The organism is Rhizobium sp. KNZ14-9A (assembly GCF_056755015.1).
In genome coordinates, this window is record NZ_JBPGXB010000002.1 from 3,143,351 (window position 1) to 3,159,766 (window position 16,416).

Genomic DNA, 16,416 nt, shown 5'->3' on the forward strand with positions numbered 1-16,416 from the left:
GCCAGATTATCCGCGACTGGCGCGCTTGCCGGCGAAGAGGTCGGTATAGCTTTTCAAAAGCTTCGTCATTCGGTCGGCAACCGTGCGGATTTCCGGGCGGTGGCGGTCTTCGGCATTCATGACGATCCACTGGCGGTGACGCAGCTCCGGCAGCTCACCGCCGCACCGTTCCAGCTCGGGATCGAGATCGCCGACGAAACAGGGCAGTACCGTCTTTCCCGCGCCCGCACGCACCAGATCCGGCAGGGAGCGAGGGCGGTTGACGGTCGCGACGATGGCGGATGCAGCATTCTGATAAGGCCAGCGCAGATAGGCGGAGATCGCATCCTCTGCGCCGACAGCGATCCATCTGGTGTCGTCCTGGCTGGCATTGCGTCTGATGTAGACGGCATAGGCGACTTCGCCGAGCAGACGGGCCGCGAGATTGCTTTCCTCCGGTTCGAAGGCGCGGATGCCGATATCGCTTTCCCGGTAATTCAGGTTCGCGCGGGCCTCGCCGATCGTCAAGGAAATGCCGAACGTGTCCCCGGGCATACGGATCGCTGAAAAATTCTCCGTCAGCAGCCAGGAGATCCATGTGCCGGCAGCGATCCTGACGGTGGCCCCACCTTCGGACGATTGCCGCCATGCTTCGACTTTGCGGGCGGCCGCCTCCATCTCCTGCAGATGATCGACGAGGGTTTGCCCATCAGCGGTCAGGCGGTAGCCTGTCTGGCTGCGGTGAAAGAGTGTGCGGCCGAGTTCCTGCTCCAGATCGAGCATGCGCCGGCCGATCGTCGCTGGGCTCAAAGCAGTGGCAGTGCTGGCGCCCGTCAGGCCGCCGGTGCGGGCGACCTGCAGGAAAAGCTGATAGGAGTCCCAATTGCTGTTTTTCATGAGTGAAAAACATAATGGGATTTCGCCCGTTCAAAAAGCGAATTTTGATGTGTAGATCAATTGATGTCCAGAAACGAGAGGACATCACGATGATCGATAATTTCATAATCGCAGACATTGCCGGCCGAATGCAGCGAGCAAGCTTGCTGCAGCGAACAAGACGCGACCGGATAAAGGAAGAGGATGCCTTCTATAACAACGCAGGAAGCAGCTTCCTGGTGCGATTTGCAGCCTGGCTGACGCTGCCGGCAGACGAGGCCGCCGCTCGCACGAAGGTGCGGCCCGACGAAGACGAATTCGGATGTCAGGCCGCCTGTCTCACGCGGCCATGACCGGCAGCGCCTTCGGCGAGGCGGAACTGCTCTATGAGCGCCATCAGCATGTCGGCCTCTTCCGCTAGCTGCCTGCTTGCCTGCGTGGTTTCGGCTACCATGGAGGCATTCTTCTGCGTCATCTGGTCCATGGCGTTGACGGAACTGTTGACGTCCTGAAGGGCGGCCGACTGGTCGCGGCTTGCCGTGGCGATGGTTTCGACGTGGCCGCTGATTGCGATGATCTCGTGGCTGATCGAGGCGAGCACGCTGCCTGTCTTCTGTACGAGTTCGGAACCGGCATTTACCTCGCGGGTCGACTGTTCGATCAGCACCTTGATTTCCTTGGCGGCAGTGGCCGAGCGCTGGGCAAGCTCGCGGACTTCCTGAGCCACGACGGCAAAGCCCTTGCCAGCCTCACCGGCGCGCGCCGCCTCGACACCGGCATTCAGCGCCAGCAGGTTGGTCTGGAAGGCGATGTCGTCGATGACGACGATGATCTGTTCGATACGCTGCGAGGCGTCTTCAATGCGGCCCATGGCGGCAACGGCATCACCGACGACGGTGCCGGAACTGTCGGCCGTCCGTTTGGTCGCGGCAACGACATTGTTTGCCTCATGGGCGCGTTCGGCCGACGAGCGGACCGTAACGGTGATTTCTTCGACAGCAGCGGCCGTTTCCTCGAGGCTTGCAGCCTGGGATTCCGTGCGCCTGGAGAGTTCGTCAGCCGAGGCGGAGACCGAACCGCTGTTGCGCTGGATGGAAGCGGCACTCGCCCGAATGCGCGTCAACGTATCCTGAAGGCGTTCGAGCGAAGTGTTGAAATCCATGCGGAGCTGTTCGAGCCGGCCGACAAAGGGTGTTTCGATGGTCTGCGAGACATCGCCCTGTGACAGGCGTCCGAGACCGGCGGCAAGCTGATTGACGGCAAAATCGATCTGGCCGTCGAGTGTGCGCTTCTCCGCATCGTTGCGGCTGCGCTCGGCATCGTTCAGGGCACGCTGTTCGGCGGCCTGCGTTTCCAGTTCCTGGCGAGCGACTGCGCTGTCGCGGAAGAGAGCGAGCGCACGGCCGATGTCGCCGAATTCGTTCTTCTTTTCGACGCAGGGGACGGCGCTAACGAGGTCGCCCGATGAAATGGCGCGCACGCTCGACGTCAGCGCCTGCATCGGCCTGACGGAACGGCGGATCGCATAGAAAGCGAGCACGCCGACGAGCAGCATCACCACGGCACCGACGCTAAGAACCAGCGTCTGCAGTTCGTTCATACGCTGATAATAGACTTCCATGGGTATGCCGATGAAGAGGATGCCGATCGTGGCACCCGAGGGATTCTTGACCGGGAAATAACCCGTCATGAATTTGCGGCTGAAGAGGTCTGCCGGACCGTAATAGGCGTTGCCCTGCGCCAGTACCGGCTGGGCGGGATGATCTGCGGCGAGCTTGGTGCCAACGGCACGGTCGCCATTTTCTTTCTTCACATTAGTGGAGACGCGGACGTAATCGCCTCCCTGCTTTTCGAAAATGGTGGCAACGCCGGCAATCGACTGCGCCGTGCGGTCAACCAGCGAATAATCGCCAAAGGCGGGGATCTTGTCTTCGGTCACGCCTGACAGCGCGTTGTCCTTTACATCGATGCGGACATCGGCATCGCTTGCGCCGTAGAGAACCGCCATCGAGCGGCTTGCATCCTTCGCGTCGGATACTGCGCTGTCCATGACGTAGCTGCCGAGATTGTAATAGGTCACGCCGACAATCGCTGCGGTGCTGCCGGCAAGCAGAAGCAGCGTGATCGCAACGATCTGGCGCACGATGGATGTCGAAAAGAAACGCGGCATCTGGAACCTCTGGCGAACACAACCTCTATGATTTTCATAAGAATGCGTTAGGGAAAATTTTCTCTTAACGCAGGGTTCGCGCTGAGCCTTTTACTTGTCTTTTTTCAAATCTAGTATGATTTCATGAATGCATTATCTGCAAGAAGGGCAGGAATTTTTCAATCCACCCGTCTCCTCACAACCTTTGCGTGATTTATTTTACGCACAAAAATGGCCCCGGAGACGGGGCCATTTGCGTTGCGGATGGGAAGGCTGAAATCAGGCGGCGCGGTACATGTGCATGTCGCTGTCGCCGTCGATCTTGAACTGCTGCACGAGATGCAGCAGCGCATCCGCCTCGTTTGCGAGTTCGCGGCTCGCGGCAGTGGTCTCTTCTACCATTGCCGCGTTCTGCTGGGTCATCTGGTCCATCTGGTTGACTGTGGAGTTGACCTCCTGCAGCGCGCTCGACTGGTCGTGGCTTGCGCGGGCGATCATTTCGACATGCTGGCTGATCGTGACGATCTGGGCGCTGATCTTGGCGAGAACCGTGCCGGTTTCCTGGACGAACTGCGAACCGGAATTGACCTCATTCGTCGACTTGTTGATGAGGCCCTTGATCTCCTGTGCGGCAGCGGCAGAGCGCTGGGCCAGCTCGCGGACCTCCATGGCGACGACTGCGAAGCCCTTGCCTGCTTCACCGGCGCGGGCGGCTTCGATACCGGCGTTCAGAGCGAGCAGGTTGGTCTGGAAGGCGATCTCATCGATGACGCCGATGATCTGCTCGATCTGGCGCGAGGCATCCTCGATGCGGCCCATGGCGTCGATCGCGTTGTTGACGACGACGGCGGAGTCGTCGGCGCTGCGCTTGGCCTGGCGGACGATCTGATCGGCATCCTTGGCGCGCTCGGCGGAGGAGCGGACAGTGACGGTGATCTGGTCGACGGCGGCAGCCGTTTCTTCCAGCGATGCAGCCTGCTGCTCGGTACGCTTGGCGAGATCCTCGGAGGACTGGGCCATCTGATTGCCGTTGCCCTGGATCATCTGAACGTTGTCGCGGATCTGGCTCATCGTGGCCTGCAGGCGCATCATCGAACCGTTGAAGTCCTGACGGAGCTGTTCGAGACGGCCGATGAAGGGTCTATCGATCGTCGTCGAAATATCGCCCTGCGACATGCGCTCGAGACCGGCGGCGAGCTCATTGACGGCATACTCGATCTGGCGGTCCATCTCGCGCTTTTCGGCATCGTTGCGCTGGCGCTCATGCTCGGCGGCCTGACGCTCTTCGTCGCTCTGTTCCTCGATACGGATCTTGGAGAGGGCATTTTCCTTGAAGATGCCAAGCGCCCGGGCAATGTCGCCGATTTCGTCGGAACGCTTCTCGCCGGAGATGTTGGTGTCGAGCGCACCTTCGGCGATGCGGCGCATGGCGGCAGTGATCTGGGCGATCGGCCGCTGCAGCGTCAGCACCAGCGCGATGCCGCCGATGATAGAGACCAGGATGCCGAGCGCGGTCGTGCCGACGGAGATACTGTTGGCCTGGTCGCGCTCGGTGCCGGCAGTCTGCTTCTGCTCTTCCGCGAAGCTGGTCAGCTGGCCCCAGACGCCGTCGAGCTGCTGTCGCGCAGCGGCATAATCGGTCGTACGCTGATTGATCACATCGACGAGGCTCTGCGCACCCTTATCCATCGAAGCGAGAGCTGGCGTAATCGCGTCGACAATGTCGCCGGCGAAATTCATGCCTTTGGCGCTTGCCTGAAGGGTGTTCAGCATGGTGTTGAGCGTGGCGATTTCCTGGTTCAGGCGAACGCGATTTTCCTTGCTCGGCTTGGCGTTGAAATCGGCGAGCACGAGCTGCAGCGAATAGATGGAGCTTTCAAGGCGCCGTGTATCCTCCAACACGGAGTTGGTCTGGGCGATGCGGCTGTCGAGCTCCACGAAAGTCGTTGTTGCCTCGCGCATCATCTGCGTGGCGGTGAGCTGTGTGTAAGTCGACATCTGGCGGAAGCGGGAAACGAGACGACCAAGGTTGGCAACGCCATCATCCGTGCCGGCCTCCGGCGCCGTCGCCTGAGCCTTCAGGTCGCTGACGGTCTGCGCCATCGACTGTGTCATGCTCTTCTGGTTCTGCGGCACGGAGATTTCAATCATGCGCTGCGCCTTGGCGATCGCAGGCAGCGCATCGGTCACGACCTTCAGCTTGTCAGTAGACGTCTGCGCCTTGTTGAAATCGTTCATGACGGTTGCCAGCGTATCGCCGCCCTTAAGCAGACGGTCGGCTGCGCGCAGCGTCGACGTTGCATTGCCTTCATCAGTGCGGATGTTTTCTTCCAGCTGCTTGGCGTCGTAGCTGACGTTGAAGCGGTTGGTAATCATCACCTTCTGCGCATCGTCGATCTGCTTGCGAAGGGCAACTTCCTGCTCGTGCAGGGTCCAGAGCTTGCCGACGGTATCCGAAATGCCGTTCGTGCCCTCGATGGCAGCCTGCAGGTTTTCATGACCGGCATTGTCGCCGATCTGCGCCATGGTGGCGTCAAGCGTCTGCCCCTGGGTTTTGATATCTGTATGGAGATTGTCGCGCGCCTGCTCGTTGGTTGTCTGCAGGAAGTCGTCCATCGAGGCGTAGAGATCCTTGAACCCGCTCAGCGACTGGAGAACGCTGTTGGAAATCTCCATCCGGCCCTGCAGCAGACCGGAGGCATAAAGACCGGTCAGACCGACGGCGGAAATGGTGATGACGAATGGCAGTACAAAAATCAGAACCTTGGTCTGAATCTTGAAACGAGAAAGAATCTTGTCAATGAACATGGCGCGCCGTGCCTTTCATACACCACTCCTCCCGCCGGCAGCCTTCTGGCGCCAGCCGGGTGCATATCGAGCTGATCTACTAACAGTTGGGAAAACCCTGGAACGGGCGGCAATCATTGCCAGTTCATTTCCGGGCGAGGCCGGAAACACCCAAATATTCGTCTACAATGTGTCAGATTATATATTAATTTTCGGATAAGCGGTGAGAGGGCGTTAGCCGTGATCGCACAATAGTTGCAAATTGCACGCCGCGGATTCGCGATATATCAAGTCGCGAGACCGAAAACTTCCATTTCAAGCTGCGAAAAGATCAGATGAAGTGGGAAAGAAGAACAGCAATGCTGGCGGCGGTTGCGCCGGCTGCGAGCATCAGATAGCGCAGCGTTACGAGCTTCGTATCAGGCTTTACCTGGGCAATTGCGATGGCGCGGGCGCGTCGAGTGTTTCTGTTCATTGCGAAACCTCACTTCTATCTAAGCATAACAATCCAACAAAACGGCTTGCCGGTAAAGCTTAATTTAGGAACGGCTTTGCCAACCTGCCATTGAGACAGGATGGCGCAGCCCATCTTAAGAAGTCTTGAATCGGCTAGAAGGTTTCACGTCTACAAATATTAGCGTTTACAATGCCTCACCGGCGGCAAAACCGGAGGCCCAGGCCCACTGGAAATTATAGCCGCCGAGCCAGCCGGTCACATCCACACATTCACCGATGAAATAGAGACCGGGAACGGCCTTGGCCTGCAGGCTGCGGGAATCGAGCGCCGTCGTATCGATGCCGCCGAGCGTGACTTCCGCCGTACGATAACCTTCGGAGCCGGAGGGCCTGACAGACCAATTCTGCACAGCCTCGGCAAGTCGGGTCAGCAGTTTGTCGGAGAGGTCGGCCATGTTGCCGCTGACCGCTTCGCGTTCGACGATATATTGCGCCAAGCGCTTTGGCAGGATTTCACCAAGCGCGGTCTGTGCGGACTGGCGCCCGTTTACCTGTTTCGCTTTCTTCAGATGCGCGGCGATATCGACATCCGGCTCGATGTCGATGGTGATGGCATCACCTTCCCGCCAGTAGGAGGAAATCTGCAGGATGGCGGGGCCGCTGAGACCACGGTGGGTGAAGAGCAACGCTTCGCGAAAGGCAGTCTTGCCGTGACGGATCTCTGCGGGCGCAGAGATGCCTGACAGAGGCGCGATGCTTTCGAGCAAGATCGGATCGAGCGTCAGAGGCACAAGGCCGGCGCGCGTTTCGGTAACGGCCAAGCCGAACTGCTCGGCAATGCGATAGGCAAAGCCGGTTGCTCCCATCTTCGGAATGGACTTTCCCCCCGTTGCGATGACCAGGGAAGCGGCGTCGAAGACCCCTTCGGAGGTCGAGACACGGAAGCCGCTTTCGGTCTTTTCAACTCCTGATATTTCGACACCGAGATGCCAGGCAGCACCTGCCGCACGCATCTCGTCGAGCAGCATGAAGATGATGTCCTTGGCGCTGTTGTCGCAGAAAAGCTGGCCAAGCGTCTTCTCATGCCAGGCGATCCCGTGACGTTCGACCATGGCGATGAAATCGGCCGGCGTGAAACGGGCAAGCGCCGACTTGCAGAAATGCGGATTGGCGGAGAGGAAGTTCTTCGGGCCGGCATTGATATTGGTGAAGTTGCAGCGGCCGCCGCCGGAGATGCGGATCTTTTCGCCCGGTGCGCGGGCGTGATCCAGCACGGTGACGGAATGACCACGCTGTCCGGCGCGGATGGCGCACATCATGCCCGCGGCACCCGCCCCGATGACGATCACATCGCTCTTGTGCCGCAAAATCTATTTTCCCTGCTGAAATCGCGTCTTCTTTTTCCATCAGAGGGCGAAAGTCAACGCCTTCCACCCCCTCGCCAATTGCCAAACTCCGGTTATGATGGCGTTACGATCAACGCAAACCGGTGTGTCATGTCCCCAAAAAAGACGACGCTGAAGCCTGCCAGAAACGTACCCGCCTCGAAGAAATCCCCTCCTGATCCCGGATCTCTGCGCGGTGTTGCGAACTGGAAGGAAGCAGCGCAGTGGCTGAGGGCACGCGGTATCGAAGACATCGAATGCATCACGCCGGACCTTGCCGGCGTGCCGCGCGGCAAGATGATGCCGTCCTCCAAATTCACCTCCAACACATCGCTTGCACTGCCTTCGGCGATCTACCGCCACACGATATCAGGCGAATATCCTGAGGAGACCGAAAGCTTTCGCTACGAGCCACGCGACAGCGACCTGAAGCTCGTGCCCGACCTTTCCACCCTGTCCGTCGTGCCTTGGGAAACCGACCCGACCGCGCAGGTCATCTGCGACATTGTCAATTCCGACGGACAGGAAGTTCCCTACACGCCGCGCAACGTATTGAAGCGCATTCTCAGCCTCTATGCCGAGCGCGGCTGGAAGCCGATCGTGGCGCCGGAAATCGAATTCTATCTCGTCGCCACGAATGACGACCCGGACTATCCGCTGCATCCGCCCAAGGGACGTTCGGGTCGTTCGATTCTCGGCGGCCAGGGCTATTCGATCGCCGGCATCAACGAGTTCGACGAGTTGATCGACGACATCTACCACTTCTCGGAAAAGCAGGGCCTCGAGATCGATACGCTGATCCACGAGGAAGGACCGGCGCAGCTCGAAATCAACCTCCGTCACGGCAATCCGATCGAGCTTGCCGACCAGGTGTTTCTCTTCAAGCGTACGATCCGCGAGGCGGCGCTGAAGCACGATATCTACGCCACCTTCATGGCAAAGCCGATGCAGGGCCAGCCGGGTTCGGCAATGCATATCCACCAGTCCGTGGTGGACATCAACACCGGCAAGAACGTCTTCTCGAACAATGATGGTTCGGCCTCGAAGGAATTCTTCCACTTCATCGGCGGTATGCAGAAATACGTGCCGAGCGCGCTTGCCATGCTGGCGCCATACGTGAATTCCTACCGCCGCCTGCAGCCGGATATGTCCTGCCCCGTCAACAATGCCTGGGGTTACGACAACCGCACGACGGCCTTCCGCGTGCCGGTCTCCGATCCGCAGGCGCGGCGCGTGGAAAACCGCCTGCCGAGCTCGGATGCCAATCCCTATCTGGCGCTCGCCGCTTCGCTTGCCTCCGGTCTGCTCGGCATCACTAAGGAAATCGAGCCGACGGCGCCGACCGAGGATGCGGCCAATGAGGGCTCGATCGACCTGCCGCGCGGCCTTCTGGAAGCCGTGGCACTGCTTGAAGACGAACCGGCATTCGAGGAAGTCTTCGGCAAGGAGTTCATCGGGCTCTATGCCGGCGTGAAGCGGGGCGAGTTCGAAACTTTCATGCAGGTGATCAGCCCCTGGGAGCGGGAATTCCTCCTTCTGAACGTGTGAGGGTTCGCCATGACGAAAGAGACATGGCAGAGCCCCATCGCGCCTGGCCTGTCCTGGTATCAGGCGACAGTCGGCGAGCGGCCGGATTATCCGGCGCTCGACGGCTCGAGGCAGTGTGACGTCGCCATTATCGGCGGCGGCTATACGGGCCTTCAGGCCGCCTATAATCTCGCCAGGGCCGGCGTCTCGGTGACGCTCATCGAGGGCAGCAGGCTCGGCGACGGCGCTTCCGGGCGCAATGGCGGCCAGCTCGGCACTGGCCAGCGCTGGTGGCCGGAAGAGATGGAGGAGAAGATCGGCTATGAGCGCTCCAAGGCGCTCTTCGACCTTGCCGAAGATGCCAAGCGGCACCTCATGGATTTTGCGACCGAGCACCAGATCGATATGGATTATGTGCCCGGTCAGCTCAGCGTCGCCCACAAGGAAAGCTACAAGCGGTACTACTACGAGAATGCGGAAATCGCGGCCTTCCGTTACGACTATCCGCATCTGCGTTTCATGGACCGCGAGGAGACGCAGGAGCGGCTTGGCTCCAAACGCTTCTATTGCGGGGTACGCGACGTCGGCACTGGCCATATCCATCCGCTGAAGCTGCTGATCGGCCTTGGCAGGGTGGCAGCCAATGCCGGGGCCGATATTTTCGAAATGACCAGGGCAAAGTCGATCGAAGAGCGCAGCGGCAAGGTCGTTATCGAAACCGAACGCGGCACGATCACTGCCAACAGGGCGCTGATCGCCTGCAATGGACATATCGGCAATCTGGAGCCAATCACGGCAAGCCATGTGATGCCGATCCGTTCCTTCATCGGCGCTACGGTGCCTCTCGACCAGTTTCCCAATGTCATCCCCGGCGGCGAAGCGGTGGCGGATTCGCGTTTCGTCGTGCGCTATTTCCGCAAAATGAAGGACGGACGGCTGCTCTTCGGCGGACGCGAGGCCTATACGGCGGACAATCCGCGTGACATTTCGCAGCATATCCGCCGGCAGATCGCCGAAATCTATCCCGCATTGAAAGATATCGAGATCACTCACGCCTGGGGCGGCTCGGTCGGCATCACCATGCCCCGCCAGCCATTCGTGCGCGAGGTCATGCCCGGCGTGACCTCGATCGGCGGTTATTCCGGCCACGGCGTCATGCTGTCAAATTACTGCGGCAAGCTTTACGCAGAAATGGTGCTGGGAAAATCGGCCGATCTCGATCTCTTCAAGGCGCTCGATATCCCTGCCTTTCCGGGCGGCGCGCGCATGCGGGCGCCGCTGCTTTTCCTTGCCTTGTCGTGGTTCGCCCTCCGCGACAAGTTTTAGTTCGATTGCGGATTTCCTCTGCGGGTAATTCGCTTTAAAACCGATGACGGACAGATTCATTGCACCGCACACTGGCTTTTTTAAATCGATTAGATTAAAACGGCCACCAACCAAGCCTGATTGAGAGACAAGCTCATGAGCAGCCAAATCATTCCCGTTGAGCCTTTTGATTATGTCGTCTTTGGCGGCAGCGGCGACCTTGCCGAACGCAAGCTTCTGCCCGCGCTGTATCATCGCCAGATCGAGGGCCAGTTCTCGGAACCGACCCGTGTCATCGGCGCTTCGCGCAGCCCGCTTTCGCATGAGGAATACCGCAAGTTCGCCAAGGACGCGCTCAAGGAACACCTGAAGAAGGGCGAATATGACGAGGCGGAAGTCGAAAAGTTCTGCTCCCGTCTCTTCTATGTTTCCGTCGATGCCCGCACGGACAGCGGCTGGGATCAGCTGAAGAAGCTGCTCGACGAGGGCAAGGACCGGGTTCGCGCCTTTTACCTCGCTGTCGCTCCAGGCATCTTCGGCGACATCTCGCAGAAGATCCACGACCACAAGCTGATCACCAAGTCGACCCGCATCGTCGTCGAAAAGCCGATCGGCCGTGACCTCGCCTCGGCCTTGCAGCTCAACGACAGTATCGGCCGCGCCTTCAAGGAAGAGCAGATCTTCCGCATCGACCACTATCTCGGCAAGGAGACGGTGCAGAACCTGATGGCGCTGCGCTTTGCCAACGCGCTCTATGAGCCGCTGTGGAACGCCAACTATATCGACCACATTCAGATCACCGTTGCCGAAGCCGTCGGCCTCGAAGGCCGCGCCGGTTACTACGACACGGCCGGCGCACTGCGCGACATGGTGCAGAACCACATCCTGCAGCTCCTCTGCCTGACCGCGATGGAAGTTCCTTCCTCGATGGATTCGGAAGCCGTTCGCGACGAAAAGCTTAAAGTTCTGCGCGCGCTGAAGCCAATCAACGCCTCCAACGTCGAGCAGGCCACGGTTCGCGGCCAGTACCGCGCCGGCGCTTCCGGCAGCGGCCCGGTCAAGGGCTATCTCGAAGAGCTGGAAGGCGGCGTTTCCAACACGGAAACCTTCGTCGCCATCAAGGCCGAGATCAACAACTGGCGCTGGGCAGGCGTTCCCTTCTACATCCGTACCGGCAAGCGTCTTGCCGGGCGCATGTCGGAAATCGTCATCACCTTCAAGCCGATCCCGCATGCGATCTTCGATCAGGCCGCCGGCCGTATCAGCCAGAACCAGCTGATCATCCGCCTGCAGCCGGATGAAGGTGTCAAGCAGTCGCTGATGATCAAGGATCCTGGTCCGGGCGGCATGCGTCTGCGCAATGTCTCGCTCGATATGAGCTTCGCCCAAGCCTTCAATGTCCGCAATCCTGACGCCTACGAGCGTTTGCTGATGGACGTCATCCGTTCCAACCAGACGCTGTTCATGCGCCGCGACGAAGTCGAAGCCGCATGGCAGTGGGTCGATCCGATCCTCAAGGGTTGGGAATCGACCGGCCAGCAGGTGCAGGGCTACACGGCCGGCACCTGGGGTCCGAGCCAGGCCATCGCGCTCATCGAACGCGACGGCCGCACCTGGCACGACGACATCTAGTCCGAGGTCTGAAGATATGGCATCGACATTGCATTCCTTCGCAAACGCCGCCGAACTCGCCACCAACCTTGCAGACAAGGTTTCCAGAGCGCTTACGGCAGCCATCGCAGCCCGCGGAGAAGCGAGCATCGCCGTTTCCGGCGGTTCCACGCCGAAAGCCTTCTTCCAGGCGCTTTCGGCGCGCGACATCGACTGGGCCAAGGTGACGATCACACTCGTCGACGAACGCTTCGTGCCAGCCGATAATCCGCGCTCGAACCATCTGCTCGTCGATGCCAATCTTCTCCAGAACAAGGCTAAAGCGGCGCGTTTCGTGCCGCTTTACCAGCCGGCCGCCTCCGTCGAGGAGGCCGCAAACCTTGCAACGACAAAGAGCGCCGAGATCGGCATCCCGTTCGATGTCGTCATTCTCGGCATGGGCGGCGATGGCCATACGGCCTCGTTCTTCCCGGGCGGCAACAATCTGAGCGTCGCGCTCGACGCGAAGACGCCACGCGGCATCATCACCATGGATGCAGAAGGGGCAGGCGAACCGCGCCTGACTTTCACCTTCTCCGCTCTTGAGGATGCCAAACTGCTCATTCTCCACATTGAGGGCGAAGGCAAAAAAGACGTTCTCGCCAAGGCGGAAGGCAACGGCGAAGAGGCAGAAATGCCGATCCGCGCCATTCTGCGCCGGGCCACTTCCCCGGTCGAGATCTACTGGGCTCCCTGATACGGCCTGAAGGGCCGCCGGAGCCGGCGAGCAGATAGAAACGAACCAGAACAAGGCAGGGATTTTCCATGTCCGCTCACGCACGCATTGCTGCGATCACGAATCGCATTGTCGAACGCTCGAAGCCGACCCGCGAGCGCTATCTGGAACGCCTGCGCGCTGCCGCCTCAAAGGGCGTCAACCGTTCCGTTCTCGGCTGCGCCAACCTCGCCCACGGCTTCGCCGTCTGTTCCCCGCCGAGAAGGATGCACTTGCGGGTGACCGCGTGCCCAATCTCGGCATCATCACCGCCTATAACGATATGCTCTCGGCCCACCAGCCGTTCGAGACCTATCCGGCGATCATCCGCGAGGCGGCAGCGCAAGCCGGTGGTATCGCACAGGTCGCCGGCGGTGTACCGGCCATGTGCGACGGCGTCACCCAGGGCCAGCCGGGCATGGAGCTTTCGCTCTTTTCGCGCGATCTGATCGCCATGGCGGCCGGTGTCGGCCTGTCGCATAACATGTTCGATGCTGCGCTCTTCCTTGGCGTCTGCGACAAGATCGTACCCGGTCTCATGATCGCTGCCCTCTCCTTCGGCCACCTGCCGTCGATCTTCATTCCAGCCGGACCGATGACGACAGGCTTGGCGAACGACGAGAAGTCGCGCGTGCGCCAGCTCTTTGCCGAGGGCAAGGTCGGCCGCGCCGAGCTGCTGGAAGCCGAATCCAAGTCCTATCACGGCCCAGGCACCTGCACCTTCTACGGTACGGCCAATTCCAACCAGATGCTGATGGAGATCATGGGCTTCCATATGCCCGGCTCCTCCTTCATCAACCCCGGCACGCCATTGCGCGAAGCGCTGACCCGAGAGGCCGCCAAGCGGGCGCTCGCCATTACCGCGCTCGGCAACGAATTCACGCCGGCTGGCGAAATGATCGACGAACGCTCGGTCGTCAACGGCGTCGTCGGCCTGCATGCGACGGGCGGCTCGACGAACCACACGATGCACCTTGTCGCCATGGCGCGCGCCGGCGGCATCGTGCTGACCTGGCAGGATATTGCCGAGCTTTCGGAATTGGTGCCGCTGCTGGCCCGCGTCTATCCGAACGGGCTTGCGGATGTGAACCATTTCCAGGCAGCCGGTGGCATGGGCTTCCTCATCAAGGAACTCCTGAAGCAGGGCCTCGTGCATGACGATGTGCGCACCGTGTTCGGTCACGGGCTGCAGGCCTATACGGTCGATGCGCAGCTCGGCGATAACGGCGCTGTCGTGCGCCAGCGCTCGCCGGAAAAGAGCCACGATCCGAAGGTGCTTGCCAGCATCGAGACGCCATTCCAGGCGAATGGCGGCTTGAAGATGCTGCGCGGCAATCTCGGCAAGGCTGTCATCAAGATTTCCGCCGTCAAGCCCGAGCGCCACATCATCGAAGCACCGGCAGTCATCTTCCACAGCCAGCAGGAGCTGCAGGACGCTTTCAAGGAAGGCAAGCTCAACCGCGACTTCATTGCCGTTGTGCGCTTCCAGGGCCCGAAGGCCAATGGCATGCCGGAGTTGCACAAGCTGACCCCACCACTCGGCGTGCTGCAGGATCGCGGCTTCCGCGTGGCGCTCTTGACCGACGGGCGCATGTCCGGCGCATCCGGCAAGGTGCCGGCGGCAATCCACGTCACACCGGAAGCGGTCGACGGCGGCCCGATCGCCCGCATCAAGGATGGCGACATCATCCGTCTCGACGCAATCAGGGGCACGCTGGAGGTTCTGGTCGACGCTGCCGACATGGCCGAGCGCGAACCTGTAACCATCGATCTCTCGGATAATGAATTCGGCATGGGCCGCGAGCTTTTCGCGCCGTTCCGCCACGCGGTCGGCCCCTCCGACCAGGGTGCTAGCGTGCTTTTCCACACCCACTGACATCGTCATCGATATATAAGAAAAACCCGCGGCCGGAACCGCGGGTTTTTCATATCCAGCGAGACGCGAAACTGTTACGCGCGGATATCGAGGACGTAATCCTTGTGAGCCGGGTGCGTGCTGTAGACGAAGATCTTGTTCAGCTCCTTCTGCGTCAGCAGGCGCAGGAAGCGAACTTCAATCGTGTTGTTCGGGAAGGTCTTCATCAGCAGGCAGCCCACCTTGGTGATGCGGGCATCCGGAATATCCAGATAGAACTGCTTCGGCAGGGTATACTGCGTGAGGATCGCCAGGATTGCGCTGCTCATCGAGATACGGACGATATCGCAGCGGCGCGAGGCGGCATGCATGACGCCCTTTTCCGTATATTCGATGCGCGCGGCGTTCATCGTATCTTCCATCTTGAACCGCGCTTCGCGGTCGTACATGAAAGATTCTTCCTTCGCCAGGAAGTGCGATTTCGGAGGTGTTGGATTCGATGCGGCCATAGCCCTGGTTCCCTCAGTCGTAATGGGAAAAAGGCTAGCACCGCATATTTAACAGAAAGTAAGAATCCTTCCCCTGCACAGCCTCAAGAAGAAGGATTCCACCAAAAATGGATGGTCATTTCCTATAGGTGTGGCCCGACGCATCGAAGAGGTGCAGCTTCTGCCAATCGGCGACGAAATGCATCTTCTGACCCCTCTTCACATCATAGATGCCGGGCAGCTTGACGATGATCGGCTCACCCTGAACCAGGCCTTCGATATAGAGCAGAGTCACTTCACCGAGCTGCTCGACGATCGAAACTTCGCCCTCGAAGAGATAGTCCTCATTAGGGCTTGCAATGCGCAGATCTTCGGGGCGAACGCCGAAGCTTGCCTGCTTGCCCTTCTCGGATGCGGCCGTTGCGATATCGAGTGTCACCGATTTGCCGCCCGTCAGCGTCACCGTCGTGCTTTCGCCGGCGTCGGTGATCGTTGCAGGAATGATGTTCATGGCCGGAGAGCCGATGAACTTGGCAACGAAAAGGTTTGCCGGGCGCTCGTAGAGCTCCAGCGGCGCACCCACCTGCTCGATATTGCCGGCAGAGAGGACGACGATTCGGTCTGCCAGCGTCATCGCCTCGACCTGGTCGTGCGTGACATAGATCATCGTCGTATCGGCCATCTGTTCGTTCAGGCGGGCGATCTCGATGCGGGTTGCGACGCGCAGTGCCGCGTCGAGGTTCGATAGCGGCTCGTCAAAGAGGAAGACCTTTGGATTGCGGCAGATGGCGCGGCCGATCGCCACGCGCTGGCGCTGGCCGCCCGAGAGCGCCTTGGGGAGGCGGTCGAGATATTTTGTGAGCTGCAGACTTTCGGCCGCAGCCCGCACGCGGCGGTCGATCTCCTGCTTGTTCTCGCCGGCGATCTTCATGCCGAAGGCCATGTTGTCGAAAACAGTCATGTGCGGATAGAGCGCGTAGGACTGGAACACCATGGCGATGCCGCGCTTGGAGGGCGGCACGTCATTGACGAGCATGCCGTCGATGTACATCTCCCCGCCGGTGATGTTTTCCAGCCCGGCGATCATCCGCAGAAGCGTGGACTTGCCGCAGCCGGAGGGGCCGACGAAAACGATGAATTCGCCCTGGTTGATCTCCAGGTCGATGCCGTGGAGCACATCCACGGAGCCATAGGATTTGCGGATATCCTTAAGCGTCAGTCCAGTCATTTTCCTCTCCCCTCCT

The 16,416-nt window shown here is 60.0% G+C and carries 11 protein-coding genes and 2 pseudogenes; 6 read left to right on the forward strand and 7 right to left on the reverse strand.

Annotated elements, in window-relative coordinates; genetic code table 11:
- Positions 1-6 precede the first annotated feature (6 nt).
- A complete protein-coding gene (locus ACR9ZQ_RS22390; protein WP_310378762.1) occupies positions 7-876 on the reverse strand; it encodes a LysR family transcriptional regulator in 870 nt (289 codons plus the stop codon).
- 89 nt (positions 877-965) lie between these two features.
- Between ACR9ZQ_RS22390 and ACR9ZQ_RS22395 the strand changes: the two genes are divergently transcribed.
- On the forward strand, positions 966-1,208 hold the full coding sequence (locus ACR9ZQ_RS22395) for a hypothetical protein (RefSeq protein ID WP_481428831.1): 243 nt from the start codon (positions 966-968) through the stop codon (positions 1,206-1,208).
- Here ACR9ZQ_RS22395 and ACR9ZQ_RS22400 read toward each other — a convergent pair.
- The 4 genes and pseudogenes from ACR9ZQ_RS22400 to ACR9ZQ_RS22415 all read right to left on the reverse strand — a co-directional run bounded on the left by ACR9ZQ_RS22400 (position 1,181) and on the right by ACR9ZQ_RS22415 (position 7,654).
- Positions 1,181-3,025: a methyl-accepting chemotaxis protein gene (locus ACR9ZQ_RS22400; RefSeq protein ID WP_310378767.1), complete on the reverse strand. Its 1,845-nt coding sequence runs from the start codon at positions 3,023-3,025 to the stop codon at positions 1,181-1,183. The two genes, ACR9ZQ_RS22395 and ACR9ZQ_RS22400, sit on opposite strands and share 28 nt — an antisense overlap.
- 258 nt (positions 3,026-3,283) lie before the next feature.
- Positions 3,284-5,812 (reverse strand): methyl-accepting chemotaxis protein, encoded by a 2,529-nt coding sequence (locus tag ACR9ZQ_RS22405; protein WP_481428832.1) that lies wholly within the window; start codon positions 5,810-5,812, stop codon positions 3,284-3,286.
- A 310-nt stretch (positions 5,813-6,122) separates the two neighbouring features.
- Entirely contained in the window at positions 6,123-6,266 is a 144-nt protein-coding gene (locus ACR9ZQ_RS22410) for a hypothetical protein (protein ID WP_439014115.1), read from the reverse strand.
- Positions 6,267-6,432: 166 nt separating this feature from the next.
- Positions 6,433-7,654: pseudogene (locus ACR9ZQ_RS22415) on the reverse strand (BaiN/RdsA family NAD(P)/FAD-dependent oxidoreductase).
- Between the two features lie 89 nt (positions 7,655-7,743).
- Here ACR9ZQ_RS22415 and ACR9ZQ_RS22420 point away from each other — a divergent pair.
- The 5 genes and pseudogenes from ACR9ZQ_RS22420 (at position 7,744) to edd (ending at position 14,705) form a co-directional block, all read left to right on the forward strand.
- Positions 7,744-9,180: a glutamine synthetase family protein gene (locus ACR9ZQ_RS22420; RefSeq protein ID WP_481428833.1), complete on the forward strand. Its 1,437-nt coding sequence runs from the start codon at positions 7,744-7,746 to the stop codon at positions 9,178-9,180.
- A 9-nt stretch (positions 9,181-9,189) separates the two neighbouring features.
- Positions 9,190-10,485, forward strand: coding sequence for an NAD(P)/FAD-dependent oxidoreductase (locus ACR9ZQ_RS22425; protein WP_113323868.1), 1,296 nt, complete (start codon positions 9,190-9,192; stop codon positions 10,483-10,485).
- Between the two features lie 135 nt (positions 10,486-10,620).
- A complete protein-coding gene (zwf, locus tag ACR9ZQ_RS22430; RefSeq protein WP_007819337.1) occupies positions 10,621-12,096 on the forward strand; it encodes a glucose-6-phosphate dehydrogenase in 1,476 nt (491 codons plus the stop codon).
- 16 nt (positions 12,097-12,112) lie between these two features.
- Positions 12,113-12,811, forward strand: coding sequence for a 6-phosphogluconolactonase (pgl, locus tag ACR9ZQ_RS22435; RefSeq protein ID WP_481428834.1), 699 nt, complete (start codon positions 12,113-12,115; stop codon positions 12,809-12,811).
- Positions 12,812-12,879: 68 nt separating this feature from the next.
- A pseudogene (gene edd / locus ACR9ZQ_RS22440) lies at positions 12,880-14,705 on the forward strand (phosphogluconate dehydratase).
- A gap of 74 nt (positions 14,706-14,779) precedes the next feature.
- Here the strand turns inward: edd and ACR9ZQ_RS22445 are convergent.
- Together ACR9ZQ_RS22445 and ACR9ZQ_RS22450 are read right to left on the reverse strand one after the other, a co-directional pair.
- Positions 14,780-15,193 carry a hypothetical protein gene (locus tag ACR9ZQ_RS22445; RefSeq protein WP_310378783.1) on the reverse strand — a complete coding sequence of 138 codons (414 nt, stop codon included), beginning with the start codon at positions 15,191-15,193 and terminating at the stop codon, positions 14,780-14,782.
- A 115-nt stretch (positions 15,194-15,308) separates the two neighbouring features.
- Entirely contained in the window at positions 15,309-16,400 is a 1,092-nt protein-coding gene (locus ACR9ZQ_RS22450; RefSeq protein WP_310378785.1) for an ABC transporter ATP-binding protein, read from the reverse strand.
- Positions 16,401-16,416 lie beyond the last annotated feature (16 nt).

Excerpts from the sequence above, each read along its gene's own strand:
- ACR9ZQ_RS22390 (WP_310378762.1), bottom strand. The coding sequence starts at position 876 with ATGAAAAACAGCAATTGGGACTCCTATCAGCTTTTCCTGCAGGTCGCC.
- ACR9ZQ_RS22445 (WP_310378783.1), bottom strand. The coding sequence starts at position 15,193 with ATGGCCGCATCGAATCCAACACCTCCGAAATCGCACTTCCTGGCGAAG.
- zwf (WP_007819337.1), top strand. The coding sequence starts at position 10,621 with ATGAGCAGCCAAATCATTCCCGTTGAGCCTTTTGATTATGTCGTCTTT.
- ACR9ZQ_RS22395 (WP_481428831.1), top strand. The coding sequence starts at position 966 with ATGATCGATAATTTCATAATCGCAGACATTGCCGGCCGAATGCAGCGA.
- ACR9ZQ_RS22410 (WP_439014115.1), bottom strand. The coding sequence starts at position 6,266 with ATGAACAGAAACACTCGACGCGCCCGCGCCATCGCAATTGCCCAGGTA.
- ACR9ZQ_RS22400 (WP_310378767.1), bottom strand. The coding sequence starts at position 3,025 with ATGCCGCGTTTCTTTTCGACATCCATCGTGCGCCAGATCGTTGCGATC.
- ACR9ZQ_RS22420 (WP_481428833.1), top strand. The coding sequence starts at position 7,744 with ATGTCCCCAAAAAAGACGACGCTGAAGCCTGCCAGAAACGTACCCGCC.
- ACR9ZQ_RS22405 (WP_481428832.1), bottom strand. The coding sequence starts at position 5,812 with ATGTTCATTGACAAGATTCTTTCTCGTTTCAAGATTCAGACCAAGGTT.
- ACR9ZQ_RS22425 (WP_113323868.1), top strand. The coding sequence starts at position 9,190 with ATGACGAAAGAGACATGGCAGAGCCCCATCGCGCCTGGCCTGTCCTGG.
- pgl (WP_481428834.1), top strand. The coding sequence starts at position 12,113 with ATGGCATCGACATTGCATTCCTTCGCAAACGCCGCCGAACTCGCCACC.
- ACR9ZQ_RS22450 (WP_310378785.1), bottom strand. The coding sequence starts at position 16,400 with ATGACTGGACTGACGCTTAAGGATATCCGCAAATCCTATGGCTCCGTG.